This is a genomic window from Dyadobacter sp. SRI_021, assembly GCF_057586235.1.
In genome coordinates this window covers 1-25,618 of record NZ_JBYCZM010000023.1, presented here as the reverse complement: position 1 = coordinate 25,618, position 25,618 = coordinate 1, and the positions used below count along the sequence as shown (strand labels likewise).

Here is a 25,618-nt window from a genome sequence, read left to right as displayed (position 1 = left end):
GGGATTGGCCTTGTATAAGGTGTTGATATTAAATTAGATCGGTGATTTTCTTTACGTCAGGAATGTCCGAAATCGAACGTCTAGTCGCGCGACCGGACGAATCGCAGTACACAACAGCGGACGCAAGAGTTATCTGGGTGCCGTTTGGCCATCAAAGTGGGTTTGAAAAAAAGAGCCCACTTTGAGGCGCTTTAAGTGGTCTAATTAGAGACTCCGTACAGAAAACTCATCTAACTGGCCCGGCGGTCAGCATTACATTTGCTTGCGCCGGGCCAAGTAGTTTTATGTACGCCTAGGAAGCTTGCCGGTTTTGGTAAATAACCTATCCCTGACATCTTCCGCAAATTTCCTACAGTCAATAGCTAAAATTATGGTCTATTTGAAAATAGAATGGTATATTCTAAATGGACTGCCGAAAGGCATTTGGTGTTTGCCCGGTGTGCCGTTTGAAAAATTTGACAAAGTGGGAGTCGTCTTTGAAATCCATCTGCATGGCTATTTCGGAAACCGTCATTTCGGTATAGATCAACAGACGCTTTGCCTCGCTGATGATAAATCCGGCCAGAACCTGGGCAGCAGACTCTCCGCCGGATTTGCGGCAAGCCGCGTTCAGGTTCTGCGGGCTGGTGTGCAAGGCCGACGCGTAATGCGAAACGGTGTTACGAACCTGTTTGTCCTGGCTTAACAGGTGCTGCAGGTCCTGAAAAAGGTTTTCCTTCTTCCCGGCTACGGAGGTCGGCACAGCTGTATGCAGGACTTTGCCTAGCAGCGCTTTAAGCAGCCCTTCTACTACCGGCGTATTATTGTTTTCTGCAGGATTGTATTCATCCGTCAGCATTTGGAAAAGCTGACGGATCGCCATGTCCTCGGTAAGCTGTACGTAAGGAGAAGCGCTGATCTCCCCCAGCAATGCTTTGAGCTGTCCATCCAGGCTCTGATCGACAAATTCCTTCTTTAAGATCAGCACAAAGCCTTCGGGTTCTGTTTCCAGTTCCCAATGATGTACCTGTTCCTTCCGTACCGTGTAAATGACTGGCGGGCTGACGGGATATTTGATCAGGTGAATAGCATGGAAGGCTGAACCGGCACTCAAATAAATGATCTCGAAATAGCTATTGTGTTTGTGCGGCTTTGTCTTACGGATATCTTTTTTGAACGGAGCAATTTTGATGCTCTGTTGCTGAATCTTGTCGATAACACGAAGCGTGGTTGACATCTGGTGGATCAAGCGTGTAGAATTGGGCCAAAAACGAAAGTCATGATATTACTTACGAAGGTAGTTAAATTACTCCAAGCGCTTCGGCTGATCGATACAGTTGAAGCCGTAAGACCACATAGGCGAATAAAAAAGCCGAACAGCAGTTGCCATCCAGCAGTCCTATTTACTTACCTGGTGTTCTAGGCCAATAAGGGTGTTTGAGACTTATCGCAAATTTAGATTACCGGTTAAACAACATACCCGTATTTATCTCTGCAATGAGGCGGTTTACGAGATAAAAAGCTCGTCGAAAACTTGCTCCGCTGCTCGCATATCGATGACCGTTTTACGACGCTTGGATAGCAGGCACCACTTGATCTCTCCTTAGGGTGAGTTTATTCATTTGCTTTTTATTGGGCTCGAATCCAATGAGCTATCCCTATGGTACTGCAGCCGAAATGGGTTCGGTAAGTCGATGTGTCAATCGAACTAAGTGCCTCAATTTCAAAAAGTCGGAAACATAAGTCAAGGCAATTCAAGTAGTTCGATGCCTAAAAATGAATTTGAGGAATGGGCGTTTTTATTCGATATGCCAACTTATTAAGTAATTGAATACAATTTTTATTAAAATGTGACATGAGATTTTGTAACACTTTGTGATCCAGTTGGCAGCTTCGGCCCACTGACAATAAAAGAAAAAAGTGTCTGCAATTTGTTGAGTGCCTGTATGAAGGGATGTGATGTCGTAAAGACATTGGCAACTCACTTGGTAATATAGTGTGACTTTAACGCTGGGTAGTAGTCTTCGAATAAGGCAGCTTTTTGCTTTCACGTTCGGCCACCAACATATTCAGATAATACTCTCAGCCGGAGAACCTACATCTCCGGCGAGCGCAGGGGGCACTCAGCGGATGGACGAAACGCATTTCGGTTCTGTCATTTATTTGCGTCAAAGTCAGTTGTATGGGCTCGGCTAAGAAGGTAATCTGGTGGGTCTTCTCAGCCGTTCTCGGAGAGTTCTTTTATTTTTTGTTTTGCCGTTTGAATCCACTCCTGGGATGCATCATAATACTCTTTTGCTTTTGGAAGTGGTGAAAAGTCCCCAATTTCTATGTCTAAAATTGTTCCCGAATCTTGTTCTGTTAACTTGTATTGATAGTTTACATCGTATTGCTTTGGGTCCAGTTCGACTTTAGGTAAATACATATTTAGTTTCAAGACATTCGGCGCGTCAAATTCCGTAGCTGTTAGTCTTGAGTACCCTTCCCATTCTATCACGCTGCCGGGTCCGATATTTCCGCCGGAATAGTTTTCGGGAATGTCATCCCATTCCTTGATGAATTCAGGGTTTGTTAATATTTCCCAAACTCTACTTTTGGAAGCATGAATTTCAACCTGATCTTTTACAATTAAGTTCTTGCTCATAGAGTTGATTTTAGGTCTTTTGGAAAATACCTAACGTTATTTATCAAAGTTTGTTGTCGCTGACTGCTCGTTTGTTGGACAGCTTCCGCTCTTGGATCGATCTGGTACCTATCCATTTTCCCCAGGCACGTATTCTAAAATGTCGGCTGGCTGGCAATCCAAGGCTTTACAAATTGATTCTAGGGTGCTAAAACGGATTGCTTTTGCCTTTCCCGTTTTTAGGATAGAGAGATTGGAAAGTGTCAATTCAACTCGTTCAGAAAGCTCATTGAGGGAGATTTTTCGCTTCGCCATCATCACGTCTAAGTTTACTATGATTGGCATGGTTTACACAGTTAAGTCGTTTTCGTTTTGAATATCGATTCCTTTTCGGAATATAGCCGCGATAATATAGATTACTGCAGCCATTAATATGAAAGCCTGACTGTCTGCCCAGAACTGTGTTAGGTTGTCTGTTACAAAGCCGCGGTGCGATAAATTGTTGGTGGCCTGCCTGGCTATATAGCTTAGAAGTCCGATAGAGAATGTAAAGTAACTAATTCGTAAAATCTGCCTTGCGACGAAGTTGTTGAAGGGCTTGGATAAGTCAAATTTGGTTACCAGCATGATGACAAAATAAAAAAGGACTGCTTTCAAAATGGCTATGGCTAGAATTAAACTATACATCCCGAAGAATGCCCATTTGCTAAGATGATACATCTCGCTTAGATCGAGCTTCTGATAAAGGTTTTGCACGAAGTCGGGTTTGTATAGGCTGAATATGAAATTTACGATCAGCCCCCCGGCTTCAATACCTAAGCCGACAAAGATTAACCACGCAATGATACGCAGACCTGTAAAAACGACGTTGTTTGCTTTTGACATAGCTGATGATATTTGATTTATGTCGCAATTAATTATATTTTTATTGAATAACAATAAAAATATGCCTTTATTTGAGAAGCGGTCTAATGAAAACAGATGAGCTGCTCCTCGGTTTTCAACCTGGAACAGTACAAAATGGAATTTAAGAGATGAGTCAGACAGCGGTGGCAGGGGCTGAGACAACAAGCTTAAAAATAATAATTTTACCATTGTCTCGGTGTTTTGTACAAAAAGGTTTCGGCTTCTTATCTTAGGTTTAACATGTAAATTAATAACGCCATGAGAAACACCAGGAAGATCCATCCAGATTTCTTGTTTCATCTTGAATTTAAAAGCAAGGACCTGACGGATCTTTACGAAGATTTGCGGATGTTCATATTGGAAGAGTGCCCTGGCGCCAATGAGCTGTTGTACCATACACACGCGCTTACATCCCTGTATTCGGTAACGGAGAAAATGACGGACGGTTTTTGCATGCTCCCGATATATTCGAACCACATGAACCTGGGTTTTAATAAGGGCACCCTGTTACCTGATCCGGAAGGTCTATTGCGAGGTACCGGCAAGCTGATCAGACACATACCTATTACTGGTAAGAACGATTACCGTAATTCTCCGGTAAAAGTATTGATCAAGGCGGCCATAGAGCTTGCCCTTGAAGACGCGGGCAAAACAGGCATTCTGATGGGACAAACCATCTCAAAAATCAAACGCTGAGAATTCAGCAGCAGGACGTCCTGCTCCCGGAATAGTTCTTAGATTTTGAAAAAATACTTGTACCGCCGGTGACAGTAAGTACTCAAATTTGTCCTAAGGGGCCATCGTACAGATTTTCTATATGCAAGTTTGTACTTTTGGAAGAGAAGTGAGTCAGGCGGCAGACAAGTCTGTCATTTCACCCTTCCGCATACAACTCCTGGCGCATGGGTCATGTAGCTTTAAGGAAGTACCTGCCGAGGACAAAGCTCGAAGATTGCCTTTAATTCAGGAAAGTTGGCACTATTCCCAATAGTAACTTTCTGTGATTTTTCCGGGAATGTACTATCTTACCACTTCTCTATTTTCGCCTGAGAAGTGCTTTTCGTGGTAATACAATATATAAACCTTTTGATCTGCTTTCAATAGCCAGAATTTGCATCATGCTTAAAAGTCATGTCGTTGACATTCCAGCCAGCTTCGAAATATAGGTTAAACGACAAGAGATGATAGAGTCTGCTGATTTTAAAAAAATAAAACGCATGGAGATATTTACCCTTTTTTCTATCCTGATTACGCTTGCTGCGGGTTTTCTTATTTGAACACGAGAGTCTTAAAGCTTCCCTCCGGCATAAGTCTGATGTTGCTGGGAACACTCTCAGCTTTGGGTGTTATTGTAGCCGGCCATTTTTCCGAAGGATTCACAAAGCTGGTTCAACAGGAATTAGCTCTTATTGCTTTTTCGGAATTTTTGCTCGGGATATTGCTCAGTTTCCTTCTTTTTGCCGGATCCCTGCATGTCGATGTGAACGATTTAAAGAAGTCGGCAAAAAGTATCACCCTGTTCGCCGTGCTGGGCACCGTGATTTCAACTTTCCTTGTCGGAATTGGCGTCTTCTACCTGCTTCCGGTGCTCGGCGCGGAGCTTCCCCTAATATACTGCCTGTTGTTTGGAGCATTGATTTCACCAACTGATCCGATTGCTGTGATGGGAATTCTCAAAAAAGCGCATTTATCCAAGACGGTTGAAACCAACATTGTGGGAGAATCACTATTCAACGACGGAATCGGTGTAGTGATCTTTGCGTACAGTCAGGTTCTGTTTGAAATTCATCATCCTCACAGTTTAAGGTTAGAAAAACATTGATGTTTGAGAAACCTTGGTCAAAATTGCCTCTGTCAAACATGTCCATTCGGTAACCTAATTTAGTAAGTAAAGCAGGTTACCGAATGCCTTGATCTGGATTGAATCAGAATGATATGCTTATCTTCGATAAACAGTAAAAAAATGACCTTTTTAAACGAAAAAAGCGCCTTTTGAGGCGCTTTTAGTGATCCCGCTGGGACCCCGGCATAACGGAACTTCACAGGATCTAGCTGTTAACATGATATTGCTGGTACGATGTCCGATAACCTTAGTGGCATTCAGGATGCCTGTCGGAGCTTTCCGGTTTTAGTAAACAACCTATCTCTGACTAGTCCTACATTTTCGCTGATGCGCGATTTTCTCACCCGGCAATAACGCATCGTAGTTCTAATGTTCCTATGTCCGAGCATTTTGCTTACATCTTCCAAAGGCACGCCATTATTCAGCATCATATCGGCGAAGAAATGTCTGGCGTCATGCGTGTCGAGCCTTCTAATGTTTCCGGTGATGTCACGGATATCGCAGAGATCTGCCAGCTCTTTCAAATAGGTGTTGTACCTGAAATTGCTGTTCACTGGGATCAATTTATCGTGGGCTATGCAATAGGGATGATACTTGTATTTTTCAATCAATTCTTCAACGATAGGCAGTATCGGTACCATTTCGCCAACCTGTGTTTTTCCTCGTTTCCGAACCAGCCACCTTTCCCTCTTCGGACCGACAAGTGTTATGCTATCTCGTGTGAGCCCATAAATGTCTTGGTAGGCAAAACCGGTAAAGCATTGAAAGATGAAAGCGTCTCGCACCTCAGCCAACCTTTCAACGTGCAGCTTCTTTCGATGGATGCGTTCTACCTGTTCAAATTCCAATGGGATCACCTCGACATCGCCGCCGGAGCATTTAAAACCTTCCATCGGGTTGCGTGTTATGAAATCCTTCTTGACACCGATTTTTACGATCTGCCTGGTCCATTTTACATCCTTACGAGCAGACACCTCCGCGAGCGGCTTCGGCTTGTGAAGCGTCAAGTATTCATAAAGCTCTTCGGCAAATAGCCCAGACAACTCTGAAAAATTCAGATCCGATGTTTTGTACTGAAACTTTATGAAAGCACTTACATGTCTTTTAAGTTTTCGCCAATGCCGCAGCGTGTTGTCTGAACGCATGCCTCGCTGAACCATTAATTCGAACTTTTCGATATGTTCGTCGAATGCTTGAAGCAGGGACTGCTGCTTTTTTAAACCTTGCTTTGAGGCATCGTCTTTGTCTTCGACCGGTTTGCCTTTGTAGACGTTCTTCAGCATCGTCGGCGTAATACACTCAAACTGCGATTGCAGCACCATGAATTGGGATGTCAGCGAGGTGCGCGCCTGATCGATAGCAATGTTGATCAGTTTGGCTTCCATGCCCGACGCAGTAACCTTTTTGGTTCGGTTGCACCAGTCGTCCGGGTGCACTTTTTTGCCGAGGGAGATTTCGTCATCGAGACCATCGATGGTAATCCGGACATAAATCGGCGCATTGCCGTCTTTGGTTGCTTTGGCTTTGAATAGCCAGAAGAGGATCGAAAGTTTCTGATTGCTTTTCATCCTTCACATTTTTAAGTGATCTAATGTTCCCTGCGGGGACTTCCCGCAGGCGACGCATCGATTTCCTCAAAACCACATCACACAAGCTATTTTCGGAAATTCGGTTACCTAATTTAGAAAATCAGATAGGTAACCGAAACGGTAACCGAATCGGATAGGTTACTTTGATCAGGAATGACTCGAAAATTTTGAAACAAGCTGATTTTCAGAACAATTTAAAACAAAAAAGCGCCCTTTGAGGCGCTTTCAGTGATCCCGCTGGAATCGCAAAATATTGACGAAAGTTGTTGATTGTCAGTTAAGTTATTCGCACCTGTCGAATAGGTGACCGAATTGGGGACCGGATGAAATGACTTTATTTGGCTTCAGTTCAATATTCTCCGTAACAAATTTAGTCGTTTGTACGCATCTATCCTAGCAATTGTAGGCAACCCGACAATCGGCGTGAGCTCGATAGCTGTATTAAGTAGCTAGAAGTTTGCGAATCCTTTCGACTCAAGGTTCATTTTTGGAAGCCGTTCTCGGACCAACAAACCTGGAATTTGGATTATAGACGATCGTATTTTGTCCGTTTCGCTTAGCTGTCCCAATGGCTTTGGGTTTTAAACGTGACTTGGTTTCTTCTGCATCCGTATGTTCGCAATACAATACAACTGCTCCAAATACTTGGAAGGGTACATTTTAGGGGAGATCTGTATCCGCTAGTACATAAATGAAGTTATGATTTAATTATCTTAAAATCAGATAGTTACTTGCTTGTCCGCTTTTTTGTCCACCTAGATCCTATTCGAATAACTTTGACTTCTCAGTATTATCGTCCAGTAATTGGCAATCGAGACTGGCAGGTAATGGGAAATTTTACTAATGAGCTATTGCGATTTTCCATAACGCCACATTTTAGCAGATACGATTAAACTATCCTGTTACATGTAACGAAAACTTGGGAAATATGCTACCAAAAAATCGCGTCAATACAATCAGCTAACAAATTACAGAGTGCGAATCCAAGTTCTGGGACGATTCAAATTGTTGTTGTAGATCCGAGGCGATCCGACACCATCAGGCCTAATAGTAACCAGACCAATTGATCTTGAAAGCGCTCCTAAATATGGGCGTATCCAATGCGGCAGCAATATTTGCCGCTAGATGCAAAGCGGCCTCGCTATGAAAATACGACGTGTCTGCACCGCTTCCTTTGTGTTCCCAACGCTATGGAGAACACAAAGGATATTCATTCTGACACCTTAAAGAGCTTCATACTAAAAATCACTAACAACCTGTATTATGAATTTGAGAAGACATTTTACTAAGTATAAGGCATGCTTTTTCCGCTGGGCGCATGTTGTAGTTGTTCTACTTTGTATCCAGAGTCTTTCCCGAGCTCAAACCGGCTACATCTACCTGCATAAAAAAGCACTGGATGAGATTAATAGCCCCAATTTCGAATTTAGTATTACCGGGGGGCCAACTGCTGTACCCAACGTTCTCCTCAATGATCAGCCCGAGTCCTATAAACTGGTAAGCAGCCTGGGAGGTGATGCAGCTGGTGGATTATGGGCGCTGGCAGCAGATAATGCCGATGCAAATGGGAACTTTTCGACGTATTACCGCGCACCTGGTACGGGAACGTGGGTGCAATCGCCCGGGACTGCGGTCGACATAGACGGGGGGGCAGGAGGTAATTATATCAGTGCTGATGCGGCTGGTCAGGTTTATTACTATGACGGCACTACGCTCAGCAATGTAACAAGTAACCTGCCGTCGCCAGCTATTGAAGTTTCCGATAACTGGACCGGGATTCAGTATGCGTTACTTGACAATTACCAGGTTTGGAAGCGAACACTGCCATCTCTGACCTGGGAGCAGGTGCCCGGAGTGCAGGCCTATGCAATCGATGCATTTCCCGGCACAAACGAACTTGCTTATATTAGGTGGGATCGATGGGATGTTTATCGGATAAAGAATGATGGGACAGGGGAAGTATACCTTGATCAGCCGGATGGCAATCTTGATGAAATTGCCGTTACAGAGAATGGTGAAATTTATACTGCTGATATCGTTTCTACATTCCACTTCAACGGAACTAGCTGGGAATCCGAACCGGGCGGTGCACAGATGGGGATCATTGGCGGGGGCGTAGCCGGTCAGCTCTGGGGCGCTATCGTCCTTACCGGTGATGCTACCTTACGGCGAATTATATCAAGAACGGAGTCGGGGGAATACCTGTCAGATGAGAATATACGCCTTTCAGCGGCCGATAACTCCGTTCTGATCCCGGTTGTCCCCGGGACATACACAGTTACTGAATCCAGCGTAGGCGGATGGCATCTTAACAAAATCACCTTGTATGAAGCTCAATCTCCATCAACAGTAGACGTTTCATCCCGAACGGCAACAATCCAGGTAAGCGATGGTGAGGTAGTACATGTTGAGTTTGAAAACCAGTTTACACAAGAGACAACTATTGTCAACAATTGCGATGAGGGCTTCACTTTTACAGAGACATTTGGCTCAGGGACTGGATACGGGCCAGCACTGACGGGGCTTACAAGTTACCATTATGCAAATAGCGACTTTGGCTACGGATATTATGCGGTGATTGATAATACGGATAAAATGGCCGCGTTCACGGATAATTTGTCCGATCATACCGGCAACTCGAACGGCAGAATGCTTGCCGTGGATGCAACCATAGAACGCGGTGTTTTTTACAAGCGCCGGTTTAACGGATTAATCACGGGGGCTAATTATAGTTTTTCCGCGTGGATCATGAATGTGAATGCCAATATAGGGCCAGGTGGTGCAACCGATGTTCCCAATGTCTCATTCAACGTATACAACGGAGCAAGCGGAGCGCTTATCGCTGGTGACAATAGTGGTGACGTTACAGAAGTTGGAGTGTGGAAACAAGTTTCGTTTGCATTTACTGCGACTAGCGACATATTGGATCTCGAACTCATGAACAATACTTTGGGCACAAATGGTAATGACTTGGCTATAGACGATATCTCATTCGGCGTAGCAATACCCGACCCGGTTGCCATATCGTCGGATGTAACTTGTAATGGAGGGGGATCTATTACCATCGAATCCCACATTGGTGCCGGCTATGAATACAGCATCGACGGGACGAATTACCAGAGCAGCCCTGTCTTCTCAGGATTAATTGCCGGGAACTATAATGTTTCTGTGCGGTATACCTCGGGCTCTTGCACCTCTAAAGCGGTGACTGTATCAGTCTCTGATGCAATATGCCCGCCAGTGGCAAACGATGATAGCAGTTTGGATAACCCCAATGGCAGTGTTGTAATGATTAATATTCTGACCAACGATTGGATCAGTGATGGTACCGCTGCGACTCCTGGCAACACAATAGTCACATTCACAGACACGGGCCTTCCCGCAGGTAGTATTGTCGCCGGAAACACGGTTACTGTTCCGGGGGAAGGGGTGTATACTTACGATCCGCTAACTGGTAATCTTACATTCACACCTGAGAGCGGCTTTACAGCAAATCCTACACCACTAACATATTCACTCACTGAGAGCTCCACAGGACTTTCTTCTGAGGCAATTGTGACTATTACGTATGCCCCACTACCTGTAAAACTGATATCGTTTGACGCTAGAGTTTCTGAAAAGCAGGTTCTTCTGACATGGTCGACCTCGGAAGAATCAAATTCCGACCGCTTTGAGGTAGAGCGCAGCTCCGATGCCAAAACCTGGGGATCAATTGGTGTGAAAAGAGCTTATGGAGAGAGCCAGTCACTAAAAAAATATGACCTTTTAGATACCGGACCTCTCGCGAGCATATCTTACTACCGGCTTAAAATGGTTGACTTCGACCAAACCTTTGCGTATAGCCAAGTGCGTTCTGTTAACAGGGAATCAATTCCTTCCTCGATAGTGATGTTTCCAAACCCAGCCAACAGGAAGCTAACGATTTCGGTCATGGATTTAACCAAGGTGAAGGAAGTGGTAATATCCAATACGGCTGGCGTTGCTGTTCACAAACAGTCAGATCTCACCTCACCTATGTTAGATCTACCTAGCTTGCCCAATGGCCTGTACTTGCTCCGTATCCACTTCAAGGATGGTACGCAGAAAGTTGGTAAAGTAGCGATTAATGAAAATGGCGGTAGTAACTAATGGCTTTTGGGGGGTATTGGATTCTCCCCAAAGATTGAACTATTAATATGACGATTAGACCCGTATTTAAGTATTAATCAAGGTAATATTCTGGAAAGAAGTCAGCAGTGAAGGGTTTGGATTGGTAAGTCTTGAATTGCCAACATCCCTTCCTGCGGAAGGGGGGGCAGCAACCTCTCTATTAACCACAGTGACAGAGATATCTGAGGCCTCTTCTGAAATCTAATATCTGAATTTTTTAAAAAAGATTGAATTGCAAGAAAATCAGTACAACGAATCAGTGCAAAACCAAATTTTATTCAGATGAAAACAAATATTTACTCCGTTTTTTCCGCAATAGTAGTTTCTGCTTTTTCTTTGAAAGCGGTGGCGCAGCAAAAAGTTAAAGACGGTACTGTCACAGGTTCTTCGTCATTGCCACACGCAGGAGCAATACAGGAACTGGAGAGTTCCAACAGAGGGCAATTGTTGCCCCGTGTAGCGCTGACGAGTACCAGCGTATGGGGGCTCAATGGAACGCCGATCGCCGGCATGCAGGTCTATAATACCAATTCAGGCATCACGGCTGGTAGCTCAAATTATCCGATAATACAAGGTGCAACAGCGGATAAAGACGGGTTAGGGACATATTTTTGGGACGGTAGTGGCTGGGTTGCATCGCGTATAACCCAGTCTTCTGTCCCTGCGTATTACGATTGGCTAAAAAGTGGAGGGGGCTTGCCCACCGACCCTGGCGATAACTCCACAAACATATATCATCAGGCAGGAAGTGTTGCCGTTGGCAATACGGCCCCGAGTCACCGTTTACATGTTACGGCTACCAGCGGCTCGGATCCCGTAAGACTGGAGGGTTTGCGTCAGTCCGAGGATCCAAGCGATAAGATGGTTGTAGCCACTGGCTCAGGGGTATTAAAATATGCTAGTGTATCAGCTCCGGCGACGATGGTTATCGGTATGAGCAATGGGGCTACCGTATTCCGGACCGCCTCAGGTGGCAGCACTTCAGTTCCAAATGATTATGTCATCAGTAATGGGATTATATCCGCAGCTTATAACGACGTTACGAATACGGTGAGCCTGCCAGCTGGAACTTATCTTATGACCTTTTCCTTCAATATTGGCCAGTTTGATGTGGGAGCTTCGTCGATCCCGAACCCGGTAACACACAGTTACTTTTTTGATTTTCCGAATCCGGCCGGAGGTTTTTCTGTTCGCCTTCACTCTAATCAGGCTACCCATACAACTGGCTCTTCGGGTAGTCATGGTGGTTCGATCTCCTATTCTGGCAGGTATACAAACGCTGTTGAAATGATTTTCCGGTTAGGGTGGGGACAAGGTGGTGCTATGCCAGTCGGTAGTTCTATTAACCTGACTTCGGGAACTCAGTTGGTCATTACACGCATTGGCGACTAGTCGAAAAAGGGTCTCTGCAAAATAGAGCGACTCAGATAGCTAAATAGTTAGCCAGTCGTTGGTCAGCTCAAGGTTGTGAGAAGGTTGAGAGATTTTTTGACATTAATATATCTCAAAATGAAAAACGATATTATTTACGCCAGAATAAAAGCATTGGTGTCTTTGCTTTCATTGTTGTCTTTTCCCTTTCTGGCGCATGGACAATCTCCGGGCTCAGAAGAGACACTTTTGGGTTTTTTCAGTGTGTCAGCCACAGGAACTACTACCTCAGTAAGTGAAACGCTCTACATCGGGCCCGGCACCTATGAAATTAATGGTACCTGGGAGATATATAGCAAAAAGGTAGTAATTGATCCAGCCGCGATGATAATTGGCACGGGATCAATACACTTCTTTAATCCATCCGCTGCGGGCGGAGCTCCAAGCCCGACTATCATCGACGGTAATGGCTCCAACAATGCTATTGAAGTGAACCTGGTGCACAGCAATGCCCAAGGGATGCAATTAAGCAATCTTGATTTTCCTGATGAGCTGATTAATACAGGATTTACTAACAATTTTGGTTCAGCCACAGCGTATATCGGCAAAGATCTGAGTCTGGCTGTGGATGGCGCAGACATCACACTCGGAATAGGTATTACGGGCGATCTCGTATTTGATTCGGATGCCACAATTAGCAGTTATCGTCCGGAAAGAATGATCATTACCAATAATAGCATTGTTAGCCATGTTGTCAAGGAAGGGGCTGGTAGTGGGTTTGTCTTCCCGGTAGGGATTGCCGATGGGGATTACACACCGGCTCAGCTAATGGGTAATGGAACTATTCATGTGAGTGTTCAGGACTATGGATCGAGTGCGTCAGATGAAGCATTATTAACCGGTGGCCCCGAGCGGACCTGGCATATCTTTGCCGATGCTGAAACGATAGCCACAGTGGCTTTACAACATAACACCGCGACAGATGTTGCGCCATTTGGCTCGGGTTCTGGTCATTTTGTAACCCAATATAATGGCACTTCGTGGTCTATCGGGACAGAAGAGAGTGGCCTGCCAGCTACTTTCACCACTGGAACTTCCCCCACTCCCGGTGCTTCTGCGCAAGATTTAACGGGCGTAACTATCGCTGCGTCGACTGCGGCTAATTCTTCCTATCTAACAAAAACCAACATGGACGCCCTGCCCGTGATACTCAGCAAATTTCAGGTTTACAAAGAGGGGCGATCTAGTATTATTAAATGGACTACTACAGAGGAAAGCAATGCAAATCGTTTTGAAATTCAGCACAGTACTGATGCCAAAGCTTGGACGCTTCTCGGAGAAAGAGCGGCCCAGGGCGAGAGTAAGAGTGTGATAAATTACTTTTTTGTCGACAACGCGCCATCAAATGGGGTTAATTACTACCGTCTGAAAATAGTCGATAATGACGCTACTTTCACATTCAGCAGAGTTCTTAGTGTACATTTTGCTAGCGTGATGAATATCGTGCTTTATCCAAACCCGGCTTCAGACGTGCTTTTTATGAATGGTGTAGATTCGGATCAAGTTGTCAGGGTGGAGCTCACTGGCTCGAATGGAAATACGGTTTTAGTAAAGGGCGGCGTCCCCGCGTCAGGGCTTGATCTTAAAGGTCTGACAGCGGGCCTATATAGTCTAAGGGTAACTTTGAAAAATGGTTCACAAACTACCCAAAAAATAGCTCTGAGCAGGTGACTGATTTTGCCTGGCACAGAATAAACGCGGGGTGAAAGCAGGGGGCGGCGTAGCGTAATAATCTTCTGAATTGAGCCATACGGGCGAGTCCATTTCTCGAATGCTGAATTATAGACATAACAAAGTATTCGAATTAACCAACACAATCAATGATGTGACCGAGCCCTCTTAGGGAGTATTTTCGATTCAGCTGTAAGTACGAGGATTTTCTTGTACTTACAGCTTGTTGTTCGCATTAATTGGCCATGTATTCAGATCGATAATTTTCTTCGGAGCGTCAAGTCGGTCTTGGCCGACGTTCATGCAACGACACACGATTCGAAGATACATGGCACTGTTCGGGTGATTTCGGAGGAATTATCTTAATACAAGAATTTAAACACGGGACTCTGTGGCTGGAAATGCGAAGTCGTTTGGGCTTTGGAACAGTTCTATTTTTCTGACCTCCTAAATCCCCACGGTCAGAAAACCGGAAGCAGTAACACCCAGAATACTTTACTATGTCAGGTGCCTTCGCAGATATTTAATAGGGGCGATCTTGCTGAAACCTGATACACCTTTCTGATTACTGGGCCGAACGTCAATCTTTTCTGTATTTTATCAGAGGTAGTAATATATTTTCCCGAGCCAAGATAATCCTGACGCTTTAAAGACTTGCGCAAGTCCGGCACTCACTCCTGGTACCAGCAAGAGTAAAGGGAATATCGGGTATCCACCGGTAGGAATGGGATGATCGTGTGGTGGAAAGCCAACCTATTTCCCAGGCATATTGGCTTTGCCCCAAGCACTTGGGACGGGAAAAAGCGGGAAGTCGTTAGCTTTGTAAAACATTAACGTTGACATCCGACATTTCAACCGACAATAGGTTGAATTTATGGTTTTGCAATTCTAAACCTTCACAAGTTCTTTAAAATTGCCCACATTAGGAATTGGGCAGATAGAACTTGTTTTCAAGCGACTGGATGCGCATTGCCGTATAGTGGCCGGCGTCAGTTACAACTTGGATTGCTCGGCTGAAAGAAAGTGCGAAGGTTCCGGGCGTATGTCCTCAGATAGTCTGATTCACACTTACAAGCAGACTGGTCAGAACTGGTTCCGGAGCTCAGGTTGCCGGATCAACCAAAAGCTATCCACTAACGCGGAGCCAGGAGCAATGACGATTCGGAATTCTGGTTGCGGCACTTAAAATATCTAAGTAATTTACGGTTGTCGTATGGACAAGAGCGACCATGCTCACTCAAAACATGTCCTGAATGAAACGCCGATAACCATGTCATTGTTAATCTTCAGATCTGCTCTTCCTTTCTCAGGGTTAAAACTGCTATTTTGCCTATTGGCATTCTTATCCGGGATGCAATCTATTAGCGCTCAGGATATTCTTGCGGATTCCATCATCGCGATCTATGAGGATGATTCTCCCGGCCATTCCAAGAAAGAGGCAGAGTTTCTTTTTCGGAATAATTTGGGAGATGACTTCTATTATCACACGTTACTTCCGCGTTTACGCCAAGTGTACAAGCGAAGACCTAGTTCGCGATTGAAAATTCATCTCCTTTTTCTTGAAGGAACGAATTTGTCGTACCTGGACAACTTTAATGAGCAAAGAGGTATCCACCCGCGGTCAATAGAAATGATGAGAGAGGCGATCGACCTCAGCAGTCGGCAGAAGGACGGATACCTTTTGGCAGAGACCTATCTGGAATGGGCTGAGGTATATAATTTTTACCATCGACATTCAGAATATTTGGCAATGTTGGTCAAAGCTTTCAAGATAATTGATGGATTGGATAAACGATACCTGCTAGACAGAAAACTCTACTCAAAACATTTTGGTATGTGCAAAGCACTATTCAAGGCATTCGCGTACCGGGAATGTTTGGATATCGGATACCGGGCTCTGAATATACGGACGCGATATCAAGATAATTCTGATGTTCCCTGGGATATCCAGCTACTCGATCTGATGGGAGCCAGTTACAAGCGACTTGGAATGCCTGATAGCTCTACTTATTTTTATAACAAGATTATTGAAAAACTTAATGACGAAAATAGCGAACACTACGAAAAAAAAGAGCTATGGAACGCTATTGCGAATGGGAATATCGGTGAAAACCTAACTACGAAAGGCAATCTCACCGAAGGGAGGCCTTTGCTGAAAAACTGGCTATCGGTGGCGGTCCGCTCTGACGATATGTGGAATATTCTCCTGTCAAAAAGTGCGCTGGCTAAAAACTCGTACGCCATGGGGCGATACCATGAGGCTTACAGGTACTGGCGAGACGTGTACGACTTTTGTATCACCAGCCCTCATGACGAACACGTCTACGCATCGGCTATGGGCCTTAGTGACGTTTTCAGGAGTCTTGGGCAAACCGATAGCTTGTATTACTATGCAAAACAGACGCAGCTTTATCAGGATAAAATTGCATCTTTTAAGCACAAGTTCGGTGTAGATGTCATCGAATCCAGAGTTGCACTCGAGGATTTGGAACATTCATTGCAGGAAACCTTAGCTTCCCTTGAAAAAGAAAAGCGTACCAAGCAGGCATTTCTTTTGGGCAGTATATTGCTCCTAACGATTGCGGTCTTGCTTTACCGTGTGCAGCGCCTTAAATCGACCAATTTGTTACAACAGGCAATTTTTGAAAAGGAAAAGGCCCACAGAGAGATTGAAACCGCCAAAGGGCAACTCGATTTGTTTGTCGACAGTCTTAGAGAAAAAAGCTCTATGATCGAAGAACTGCAGAAGAAGATTCAGGCTGACGAAAAGAAACCTTTGGATATGGATATTTACGAAGATCTATATTCGAACCCGCTTATTACTGAATCGGAATGGCAGAAATTTCGAGCCAATTTTATGAAGGTTTATCCACAGTTCCTGCCCCGGGTAATTGCAAAGCTTCCCAACATATCTCCAGCCGAGGAGCGACTTTCTATTCTTATCTTTTTAGGGCTGGGGGGCTCTCAAATCGCATTCACATTAGGAATAGGACGCAAAAGTGTGACACGCGCCAGATACCGATTGGCGCTGCGATTTAACCTAGAGGACACCAGTCTGCTAGATTCATTTATTGGTAATATGTTGATTTCTAATCGATAATGCTTTTGTCCGCCTTTTTGTCCACCCCCATTTTGTGAGAAATCGGGCGATTTGCCGGTATCATTGCAATATGTTTGAAGCCGTACCAGGTTGAGGGAATTTCGTTTCCCAAGCCGTCGCCAGGGCGCCGGATCTTGCCTGATTTGACGTGTTTCTTTACTTAATTAACTACATCATTTTTTGATTTACAAGGTGTGATTCGAGCGGTCCTGCTGGGTGCTCACCCGATTCACTATTGGTTTATACCCTCACGAAAAATGAACATGCCTGTGATATGATGTTAAAATTCATTCCTAAGTTCACCTTTAAAAATAATAAGATTTGGAAACAGGTATTTATGAAATTCTTTATTCGGGTTCCTTAATTACCGAAGTCGAATGGAAAAAATTCCGGGCAGAATTCATTAAGGTGCACCCCCAGTTTTTACCGCGAGTGATAGCGAAACTTCCAAATATTACTCCCGCGGAAGAGCGTCTGACGATCCTGACTTTTCTGGGATTGGGGGGGCAACAAATTGCTTTCGCGTTAGGTATTGGGCGGAAGAGTGTGACCCGCGCCAGGTATCGGTTAGCGCAAAGGTTCAATCTCGAGGAAAGTCGTCAATTGAATGATTTTATCACGAGCCTTCTGAGCGTAACGAGATCGTAAATTGTCCGCTTTTTTGTCCACCCAATATGGTCCCATATTTGCCTGCTTTTCGATATAATTGTGAGTTGGGATAGTGCCACATGTAATGTATATCAAAGCCTATTTTGTTATTGAGAAATTGGCTGAAATGCTTGATTGTTAGTGTTTTCAATATTTAAATAATGTTATCGATAAAATTTCTATTCCAACTTGTTGGAAGTGCTAATATTTGATTTTTTTGACTGAGTAAGTGTAATAAGTTAGCCGATAATTCCGACGAAAACCGGCGGTTCGGATAATTAATTCGGTCGCTGTCTGAAACTTCTGATACAGTCCTCGCGACTACTTAATTAAACCAGGAAATTATATTACTAACTAAATGATATAATTATGACGATCAATATCTACCAAATCTGCAGGGCCAACTTTGTCTTTGTTCTACTCTTCTCTGTGGTGTTAAATCATATTTCAATAGCTCAAACAGGCTATATCTATTTGCACAAAAAGGCCTTAGATGAAGGAAGCAGCCCCAGTTTTACTTTCAATGTGTCTGGGGGGCCAACAAATGTTCCGGCAATCACCCTTAGTGATCAGGCAAATACGTTTACGACAATTCGAGGTTTGGGAGGGGATGCTGTTGGGGGATTATGGGCGTTAAGTGCAAATTCTGCCGATGGCGCGGGGAATTATGCGACGTATTATCGAGCCAGTGGTTCCGGCAGTTGGGTGCTCAAAACAGGTAGCGGGATCGACATCGACGGAGGAGCAGCCGGAACGAGCGTTAGTGCAACTTCAACTGGGCAGGTCTTTTATGATGATGGAACTACGCGTGTCAACGTAACTGGGAACCTTCCCGCGGCTGCTGTTGATGTGTCTGACAATTGGCAAGGCATTCAATATGCGGTTCTTTCCAATGACCAAATCTGGAAGCGGGTTATACCGTCGACCACATGGACACAGATCCCAGGGATAACGGGAAAAAATGTAGATGCGGTACCAAATACGAATCAAATTGTTTATGTAGCGAGCAATCAGGCGAATATTATAAGGATCAACAACGATGGTTCCGGCTCTGCGAATTTAGGGAGCGTCGAGAATCCAACTTTTGAAGTAGCGGTGTCCGGAGACGGTAGTATCTACGCGAGAAATAATGACAACCTGTACAAATATTCAACTGGAACAACCTGGGTAAAAGAAGTTAAGACACAACAGCTCTTAAATATAACAGGGGGGCCTGCAACGCAACTTTGGGGAAACATCACAAGAACAGGATCTGCGACCTCAAACCGCATTTATTCGCGCGCTGAGACGGGCGACTATATTTCAGATGAAAATGTGCGTTTAAGTCCTAATGACAACGCCTCATTAATCGCAGTTTCTGCGGGTACTTACACGATCACTGAGAATGAACAGTTGGGCTGGGGGCTGAATTCGATCACTTTGTTTGAAAGCCAGACTACTTCTTCTGTTGATGTCTCGTCCCGAACGGCAACCCTCGAAGTGAGCGAAGGTGAGGTTGTTCACGTGGTATTCGAAAATCAGCTCGTACAAACTACGTTGATTGGAAACGATTGCAATGTGGCTGCCACTTTCAAAGAAACTTTTGGTGCGGGTACTGGATTCGGTGCCCCGCTGACCGGGCTAACAAGTTACCATCATGCTACCAGTGATTTCGGCTATGGGTTTTATGGACTGATCAGGAATTCCAACATGATGAATGCCTATGTTGGTAACTACACCGACCATACGGGTAATACGAATGGCAGAATGCTTGCCGTTGACGGCACGATAGAAAGAGGTGTCTTCTACCGCCGTCGTTTCACTGGCTTAATTCCAGGTGCAAAATATAGCTTTTCCGCTTGGATTATGAATCTCAACTCTGGTGCTTCCGCTGCTAAACCAAATGTTTCGTTTAACGTTTATAGTCCGACAGACGGGCACCTTATTTCGTTTGCCAACACTGGAAATGTCATTTCGGCAGGAGTATGGCAGCAAGCTACTCTTGTGTTTACGGCAACTGAAACAAGCTTGGATCTTGAACTTATGAATAACACACTCGGAACGCAAGGGAATGACCTGGCCATAGACGACATTTCATTTGGTGTGGCAATTCCGCAGCCGGTGACAACACAGGTAGATGCCAACTGCACAACAGGAGGGTCTATCACTGTCACCTCTCCGCTTAGCCCCGGCTATGAGTATAGCATTGACGGAGTTACTTATCAACAGAGCCCGTCATTCGGTAATCTTCCTCCGGGAAACTACTCTGTTACTGCACGTTACGTAGAAGGGACTTGTGTTTCTCCACCAACTCTTGTTTCTATCGCAGCTGCTACCGGTTGCCCCCCTACTGCAAACGATAATAGCAGTGTTAATAATCCCGTAGGATCAGGTGTAACAATCAACATACTCGCCAACGACATGATTGCTGGTGGAGGGCCAGCAACGCCAGCAAATACGACAGTCGAATTTACAACTTCGGGCCTTCCCGCAGGCAGTACTATCAGTGGTAACGAAATCATTGTTCCAGGAGAAGGCGTTTACACCTATGATCCTGCAACGGGAAATCTCACTTTCAGTCCTGAGCAGGGATTTGTCGGTGATCCTTCACCATTAAGCTATGTTTTGAAAGAAACGGCAACCGGGCTCACCGACACGGCTGTCATAACAATCACCTATAATCCAATGCCGGTTGAATTAGTTTTCTTTAAGGCTACGAGATTAGAGAAGACTGTCTCCCTCGAATGGGCGACAACCTGGGAAGTAAACTCTGAACGCTTTGAAATCGAGCGAAGTCAGGATGCAAAGAAGTGGCTTACGATTGGTGTTTTAGACGCCGGAGGTGAAAGCAAGGACCTTCTTAAATATAGTTTCCTGGATGCGACTCCGTTTACGGGACTTAGCTACTATCGCCTTAAAATGATCGATAATGATCAGACTTATACTTACAGCCAGATTCAGAGCCTACGGGTTGAGATTGGCTCGGATGGCTTAGTTGTCTACCCCAATCCATCTACCGAGTTGTTATTTCTGAAAAACACTCCAATTACTCACGTGAAAAGCCTGGTATTGCTAAGCAAGGATGGAGTGGTGTTAAGAAGGTATAGCCGCATTCCGGTCGAGGGAATTCGTTTGAACAACGTGCCCAGTGGTAGTTATCTGGTCGATGTACTCTTGCAAGACGGGAGCAGAAAAATTCAACGGATTGTTATTGAGAGATGATCCAGGGACATTGGGGGACTTCCGAAAGCTACTCCAATGAGTCCTGTTGCAATTGTAAAGTTATGGCAAAAAGGGCCGACCCTGCCAACAATCTTGGTCAATATACACACACTATCCCAATACACTTCATCAATTGAATAGAGGGGGTCGCTGGAAAGAAAATTGGGTAATCAATGAGTGATCCCTAGGAGAATTCACTGAGATGTTCCCAATAGGGACACATTTGACTTTTTGGCGAGCCCCAACTTTTGCTTCATTTCTGAACGGCTTGGTGAGTAGAAAAATAGATTCACCGCGGCGAGAAACTTTAGTATCAATGTTGGCAGTGGCCTTGAACGGCTTTTAACTAGCACAAGGGGTTCGCATGTACGACACCGGGAGATAAGGGACTTGAATATGAGGTATTTTTCGAATATTTATTTCCGCAGTGCTTTTCTTTGCACTGAACTGTTTGCCCTTTGGACAATAACTGCCTTTCTCGCAAATCGCTCTTTGATTAGGGATCCGATGGTTGCTCTTTCCTTTGGAATGATTGGATTTATTATCACGGTTGGTCTTCATTTTCTTTTATATCTCTTTCGTATCCTAATCTCAATATGGATATCATTAGCCTGGGGTTATGCACTTTTTTTGCTTATAGCTTATTACCATGTAATTCACGTCAATGCATGGGGTATTTTCTGGCTTGGATTTACATGCTCGCTATTATTTCACCGGAAGGTAATTGATGAACGAAGTGAACCGTGAGTATTTGACGGAATCGTTGATGGCAAGAGCTGGTGAAATATAGCCTTTTTTTTCAGCGGCGGGGAGCTGGTATTTCTATTTTGTAGGAGTGGTATAAACGAATCTGTAACGGTAGCTTAACAATATACAGAACTTGATTCGAGTTTTGTCGATTTGAAGGGAACCATAGAACTTGTAATTCAAATTAACTCAGATGAATTGAATAGGTGACCTGATCCTTGTCTGGATGGTATCGCATAATATTGGCTGATTTGGATTGGATTTGTAATAAGGTCTAAGACATTCTTGATGCTATTAATTATATATTGTTAAGCAAGTTAATATAGCATTTCTTTCTCATAACGCTATACAATTTTGGTTTGACATACCACCTTGGATGAATACCATTTTGGGTGATTGAAGAAGCCGGGACCATTTTTAATTAATATCCAGCTTTACCATGGAAACATTACACGTTGTATTGATCGATAAACATCCGCTTGTCCGCGTAGGACTTGGCCAGCTGTTAGCAGACAATTTCCCGTTGGTGCAGGTCACCGAATTGACCAGTGTTAGCTCACTACGTAACAAGCATTGTGTTACAACACCGGACATTATCGTTTTTGGCTTGACGGATGTTACAAACCGTCACGGGGCCGATTTAAATCATTTTGGCATTATTCATGGAATTCGAGACGCGCGAGCATATTATCCACAGGCAAAGTTGATCGTTTATGACTACAAGCTGAACCCGGCGCTGATCAGGATGTACCTGAGCCAGGGAGTGGTGGGTTACGTTGAAAAAGAATCGGAGGTGTCAGAAGTGGTCTCCTGCGTGAGGATTGTGTTAGCCGGCAAACGTTACGTCAACAACGAAACGCTTATCAGTATGCTTAAAGAGAAGAGGCCCAATCCAGCGAAGGAAATTGTCGAAAAGGGTACTTCGCTAACCAGACGTCAGTATGAGATAGCCTGTCACCTTGCAAGTGGGATGTCAGTTAAGTGGATTGCGGGAATACTCAATGTGCGGAGCTCGACCGTTAGTACAGTCAAAGCGGTAATTTATCATCGGCTTGGTGTGAAAACTCAGAATGAACTAAGATCGTTTCTCAGTGAGAAGGTTCAACCTTTACTTCTATCGCGGAACGTTTAATCTACGGCAAAATCACAACAATCCTGAAATGGCAGGCTCTCTTATGGAGAAGTTCATAGATAAGGTCGCGAAGGTAACTAGGCACTCAGGGTTATGAATGAGGACGCGACAATCCTGAAACGTGTAGTCGTATCCCGGTGAGTTAAACTGTAAACAGCGAGCGACTCCAAGGTTTCGTCAGCAAAAATTATTTTGAATTACGTTGAGTACAATAATGTCGAATGGGCGTGTCGTATTAGTACACGTTCCATTTTTGTGAACGCAGGCTGGCGCTGATGAATGTTGGTTCTTAGTCAACTTGTTTTTTCGCTATGTTTAATATCTGGCTTTTGATTCAGTAAAGATCAGAATCGATCGGTTTGTTTTCCTCTAGTTAAAGGAGTGAACGAAAGAGTGTCTGTAAATGCTGACACCAGAATGCTCCGAACATCAGGGCGGAAACCCTGCCGCATCCCGAAACAGACAGACCCTCTCGAAGTGCGAAAATGTTTGTTTTTCAGACGATTTCGAACATAAGCGAACGATTTCAAACACTTTCAATCAGATCCGATTTTTTTAGAACGAAAGCGAACAGTTTCGAACATCAGCGGTAGTTTCCCCCACAGCCAGCTATCGCCGGTACGTCGCAAAAAGCGACTCCTCGGCGGGAGCTGGCCATGGGGAAACCCCTGGACCCCTGCTATTCGCCTCCGGCTCATAGCCTGCCCACAATATCTGTGAAGTGGACTATACCTTGGACAGTATGGGCTTCAAATACCAGCTCACTGCCACATTGCTCATTCAATGTCGTCTTAGCAGAAATTACCGATCAGTAATGTGACTCGTAAATCATTGAGGATGCTTTGATTCGTTATGCCCGTTATGCCCGTTGTGCCCGTTATGCTCGTTATGCTGTAGCGTTACAAACACAATTAGCGACAGGAAGAAAACTCCTAAAAGCAAAAACCTAGACCACTCGACCTTGGACTCATTAAAAAAAAGTAACTCAAGAATCTTTAAAGTGGTATAAGATAGAACAGATGAGAAAAACAGCTTCTTCGACAAATTTAAGCTTATATATGCATTGGGGTTTGGCTTATCCGTCTTATTTATTAGCCTACTCCACTCCAAATTATAGTAATTCAACAAACCAAATAGAATAAAAATAGGTAAAAAATACAAAAAAATATTTTCAGCAAAGTGTAATACTGATGGAAACTTATTTGATGCGTTTCTTTCAAAAAAATGTTCAGAAATTTCCACAACAAGATGATATGAAGCGTAAATAATTGTGATTAAAATGAGAGTATTTATTAAAAAATATAAAAATACATCAATCAGCTTTCTAGAAAGTATATTTCGGCCATCTTCTTTTAAGAATTCGTTAATTTTGAACCAAACTTCTTCCAACCAGTTTGTATTTATATTATTGCTCATTTTTGGAAAATTAAATTAATTGAGTTGCGAACCTTAATTTTTAATTCAAATCCTTGATAATTATTTTTATTTATAAAGTTTTTCCGATCTATCGTTATTGATGTTTGAAACTCTGATGAATCCCATTCGCTAATAATTATTGAATCAAAGCTTTTATGATACTCATTCTTAATTCTCTTGCAAAATTCCAAGCCCCATTCGTCATGCCCGGATCCTAGACTCACATCAATAATAAAAAGATCAACGTCCCTGGGAACGATGTCAAGCAAATCAGGTTCCTTAATTCGTTCTACTACACCCTTATCATCTATTCTTACAATCTCCGACGGTACCTTAGCGAGCTGTGCTCCTGCTGAAATTGTATCAAAGTGATTTTTATTGTCTTCAAGAATTGCTATTTTCTTCATTTTCGTTTAATTTTTATCTCTACGCAAAATACTTCACTATGAGGCTCACTCGTAACCTGTATTTCGATAAGGTCCATGTATTGATTATGGATTTCCCGACACATCTTCAATCCATAACCATCTCGTTTATTTATGCTTGACATGTCAGTGCTATTTGAAAATTTAAGGACTAAGTAATCATCGGAATCTAACCAGTATATTTTTCGCTCACGGCCGTACTTCTTTTGATTCAAGATAATTTCTGGGATGACGCTGTTAACCAATGTGATTGGAGCGGAAACTGGCATAAACGGGATGCTATTTGGGAATTCGACAGAATCTCCAATTTTTAGCGATACCACTTTATCACCAAGTCTAGTCGATTCATATATTGTCCGAACTATATCGATTAGATACTCATAGAACAATGTTTTTATGCCTTCAAAACGCTTCGTACTTACTCCAATTTGACCGGCGATTGACTTGGTAATTAGGGCGAACTCTTTGTATAAGTCAGAAGCTTCTTGTATGTACCCCTTATCGATCTCGAGCGTTACATCTTCAGCGTAATCATCGACAAAAATTCGCCGCTCTATTTCTTCGTATTCTTGCACAATCTGCGATTGATAGTTAATGAAATTTCCAATTCCGTGTTTGAGATGTTTTTGATAATTTATTATTGTTCGATTTTCCAAAAGCTCCAGAAATGTGTTATTGCTTGTCTCCTTTGTTAGAAATTCGCTGATTGCTCGTCGGAGTAGTAACAATAACCTTAGTTTGGCTTCATCAAGTCGATC

At 43.8% G+C, this 25,618-nt stretch carries 17 protein-coding genes; 9 read left to right on the top strand and 8 right to left on the bottom strand.

Annotated elements, in window-relative coordinates:
- Positions 1 to 400 precede the first annotated feature (400 nt).
- From AC2YIT_RS31710 to AC2YIT_RS31695, 4 genes are all read right to left on the bottom strand, one after another.
- Complete coding sequence (locus tag AC2YIT_RS31710) at positions 401 to 1,216, bottom strand: AraC family transcriptional regulator (protein ID WP_487281874.1); 816 nt, start codon at positions 1,214 to 1,216, stop codon at positions 401 to 403.
- Positions 1,217 to 2,197: 981 nt separating this feature from the next.
- A complete protein-coding gene (locus AC2YIT_RS31705) occupies positions 2,198 to 2,623 on the bottom strand; it encodes an SRPBCC family protein (RefSeq protein WP_487281873.1) in 426 nt (141 codons plus the stop codon).
- A gap of 108 nt (positions 2,624 to 2,731) precedes the next feature.
- A complete protein-coding gene (locus AC2YIT_RS31700; protein ID WP_487281872.1) occupies positions 2,732 to 2,947 on the bottom strand; it encodes a helix-turn-helix domain-containing protein in 216 nt (71 codons plus the stop codon).
- A gap of 3 nt (positions 2,948 to 2,950) precedes the next feature.
- Positions 2,951 to 3,808 carry a DUF2975 domain-containing protein gene (locus AC2YIT_RS31695; protein ID WP_487281871.1) on the bottom strand — a complete coding sequence of 286 codons (858 nt, stop codon included), beginning with the start codon at positions 3,806 to 3,808 and terminating at the stop codon, positions 2,951 to 2,953.
- Here AC2YIT_RS31695 and AC2YIT_RS31690 point away from each other — a divergent pair.
- Complete coding sequence (locus tag AC2YIT_RS31690) at positions 3,800 to 4,204, top strand: DUF1801 domain-containing protein (RefSeq protein WP_487281870.1); 405 nt, start codon at positions 3,800 to 3,802, stop codon at positions 4,202 to 4,204. The two genes, AC2YIT_RS31695 and AC2YIT_RS31690, sit on opposite strands and share 9 nt — an antisense overlap.
- Before the next feature lie 577 nt (positions 4,205 to 4,781).
- On the top strand, positions 4,782 to 5,330 hold the full coding sequence (locus tag AC2YIT_RS31685; protein ID WP_487281869.1) for a cation:proton antiporter domain-containing protein: 549 nt from the start codon (positions 4,782 to 4,784) through the stop codon (positions 5,328 to 5,330).
- 278 nt (positions 5,331 to 5,608) lie between these two features.
- Here the strand turns inward: AC2YIT_RS31685 and AC2YIT_RS31680 are convergent, their stop codons facing one another.
- The gene (locus AC2YIT_RS31680; protein ID WP_487281868.1) at positions 5,609 to 6,919 is read right to left on the bottom strand and encodes a site-specific integrase; all 1,311 of its coding nucleotides are present in this window, start codon (positions 6,917 to 6,919) and stop codon (positions 5,609 to 5,611) included.
- Positions 6,920 to 8,203: 1,284 nt separating this feature from the next.
- Here AC2YIT_RS31680 and AC2YIT_RS31675 point away from each other — a divergent pair.
- The 7 genes from AC2YIT_RS31675 (at position 8,204) to AC2YIT_RS31645 (ending at position 23,019) form a co-directional block, all read left to right on the top strand.
- A complete protein-coding gene (locus AC2YIT_RS31675; protein ID WP_487281867.1) occupies positions 8,204 to 11,068 on the top strand; it encodes a T9SS type A sorting domain-containing protein in 2,865 nt (954 codons plus the stop codon).
- Positions 11,069 to 11,371: 303 nt separating this feature from the next.
- Positions 11,372 to 12,481, top strand: coding sequence for a hypothetical protein (locus tag AC2YIT_RS31670; RefSeq protein ID WP_487281866.1), 1,110 nt, complete (start codon positions 11,372 to 11,374; stop codon positions 12,479 to 12,481).
- Positions 12,482 to 12,598: 117 nt separating this feature from the next.
- Positions 12,599 to 14,191: a T9SS type A sorting domain-containing protein gene (locus tag AC2YIT_RS31665; RefSeq protein ID WP_487281865.1), complete on the top strand. Its 1,593-nt coding sequence runs from the start codon at positions 12,599 to 12,601 to the stop codon at positions 14,189 to 14,191.
- 1,213 nt (positions 14,192 to 15,404) lie between these two features.
- A complete protein-coding gene (locus AC2YIT_RS31660) occupies positions 15,405 to 17,291 on the top strand; it encodes a hypothetical protein (RefSeq protein ID WP_487281864.1) in 1,887 nt (628 codons plus the stop codon).
- Positions 17,292 to 17,612: 321 nt separating this feature from the next.
- Entirely contained in the window at positions 17,613 to 17,939 is a 327-nt protein-coding gene (locus tag AC2YIT_RS31655; protein ID WP_487281863.1) for a helix-turn-helix transcriptional regulator, read from the top strand.
- Positions 17,940 to 18,308: 369 nt separating this feature from the next.
- On the top strand, positions 18,309 to 21,140 hold the full coding sequence (locus AC2YIT_RS31650) for a hypothetical protein (RefSeq protein WP_487281862.1): 2,832 nt from the start codon (positions 18,309 to 18,311) through the stop codon (positions 21,138 to 21,140).
- A gap of 1,186 nt (positions 21,141 to 22,326) precedes the next feature.
- Positions 22,327 to 23,019 carry a DNA-binding response regulator gene (locus AC2YIT_RS31645; RefSeq protein ID WP_487281861.1) on the top strand — a complete coding sequence of 231 codons (693 nt, stop codon included), beginning with the start codon at positions 22,327 to 22,329 and terminating at the stop codon, positions 23,017 to 23,019.
- A gap of 828 nt (positions 23,020 to 23,847) precedes the next feature.
- Here AC2YIT_RS31645 and AC2YIT_RS31640 read toward each other — a convergent pair.
- From AC2YIT_RS31640 to AC2YIT_RS31630, 3 genes are all read right to left on the bottom strand, one after another.
- Complete coding sequence (locus tag AC2YIT_RS31640) at positions 23,848 to 24,435, bottom strand: hypothetical protein (protein ID WP_487281860.1); 588 nt, start codon at positions 24,433 to 24,435, stop codon at positions 23,848 to 23,850.
- The gene (locus tag AC2YIT_RS31635; RefSeq protein WP_487281859.1) at positions 24,432 to 24,842 is read right to left on the bottom strand and encodes a hypothetical protein; all 411 of its coding nucleotides are present in this window, start codon (positions 24,840 to 24,842) and stop codon (positions 24,432 to 24,434) included. The genes AC2YIT_RS31640 and AC2YIT_RS31635 overlap by 4 nt, the downstream gene beginning before the upstream one ends.
- Positions 24,839 to 25,618: hypothetical protein (locus AC2YIT_RS31630; RefSeq protein WP_487281858.1), on the bottom strand; the 780-nt coding region annotated here is incomplete at its 5' end. The genes AC2YIT_RS31630 and AC2YIT_RS31635, both read right to left, overlap by 4 nt.

Excerpts from the sequence above, each read along its gene's own strand:
- AC2YIT_RS31710 (WP_487281874.1), bottom strand. The coding sequence starts at position 1,216 with ATGTCAACCACGCTTCGTGTTATCGACAAGATTCAGCAACAGAGCATC.
- AC2YIT_RS31705 (WP_487281873.1), bottom strand. The coding sequence starts at position 2,623 with ATGAGCAAGAACTTAATTGTAAAAGATCAGGTTGAAATTCATGCTTCC.
- AC2YIT_RS31700 (WP_487281872.1), bottom strand. The coding sequence starts at position 2,947 with ATGCCAATCATAGTAAACTTAGACGTGATGATGGCGAAGCGAAAAATC.
- AC2YIT_RS31695 (WP_487281871.1), bottom strand. The coding sequence starts at position 3,808 with ATGAAACAAGAAATCTGGATGGATCTTCCTGGTGTTTCTCATGGCGTT.
- AC2YIT_RS31680 (WP_487281868.1), bottom strand. The coding sequence starts at position 6,919 with ATGAAAAGCAATCAGAAACTTTCGATCCTCTTCTGGCTATTCAAAGCC.
- AC2YIT_RS31675 (WP_487281867.1), top strand. The coding sequence starts at position 8,204 with ATGAATTTGAGAAGACATTTTACTAAGTATAAGGCATGCTTTTTCCGC.
- AC2YIT_RS31670 (WP_487281866.1), top strand. The coding sequence starts at position 11,372 with ATGAAAACAAATATTTACTCCGTTTTTTCCGCAATAGTAGTTTCTGCT.
- AC2YIT_RS31665 (WP_487281865.1), top strand. The coding sequence starts at position 12,599 with ATGAAAAACGATATTATTTACGCCAGAATAAAAGCATTGGTGTCTTTG.
- AC2YIT_RS31660 (WP_487281864.1), top strand. The coding sequence starts at position 15,405 with ATGGACAAGAGCGACCATGCTCACTCAAAACATGTCCTGAATGAAACG.
- AC2YIT_RS31650 (WP_487281862.1), top strand. The coding sequence starts at position 18,309 with ATGACGATCAATATCTACCAAATCTGCAGGGCCAACTTTGTCTTTGTT.
- AC2YIT_RS31645 (WP_487281861.1), top strand. The coding sequence starts at position 22,327 with ATGGAAACATTACACGTTGTATTGATCGATAAACATCCGCTTGTCCGC.
- AC2YIT_RS31640 (WP_487281860.1), bottom strand. The coding sequence starts at position 24,435 with ATGAGCAATAATATAAATACAAACTGGTTGGAAGAAGTTTGGTTCAAA.
- AC2YIT_RS31635 (WP_487281859.1), bottom strand. The coding sequence starts at position 24,842 with ATGAAGAAAATAGCAATTCTTGAAGACAATAAAAATCACTTTGATACA.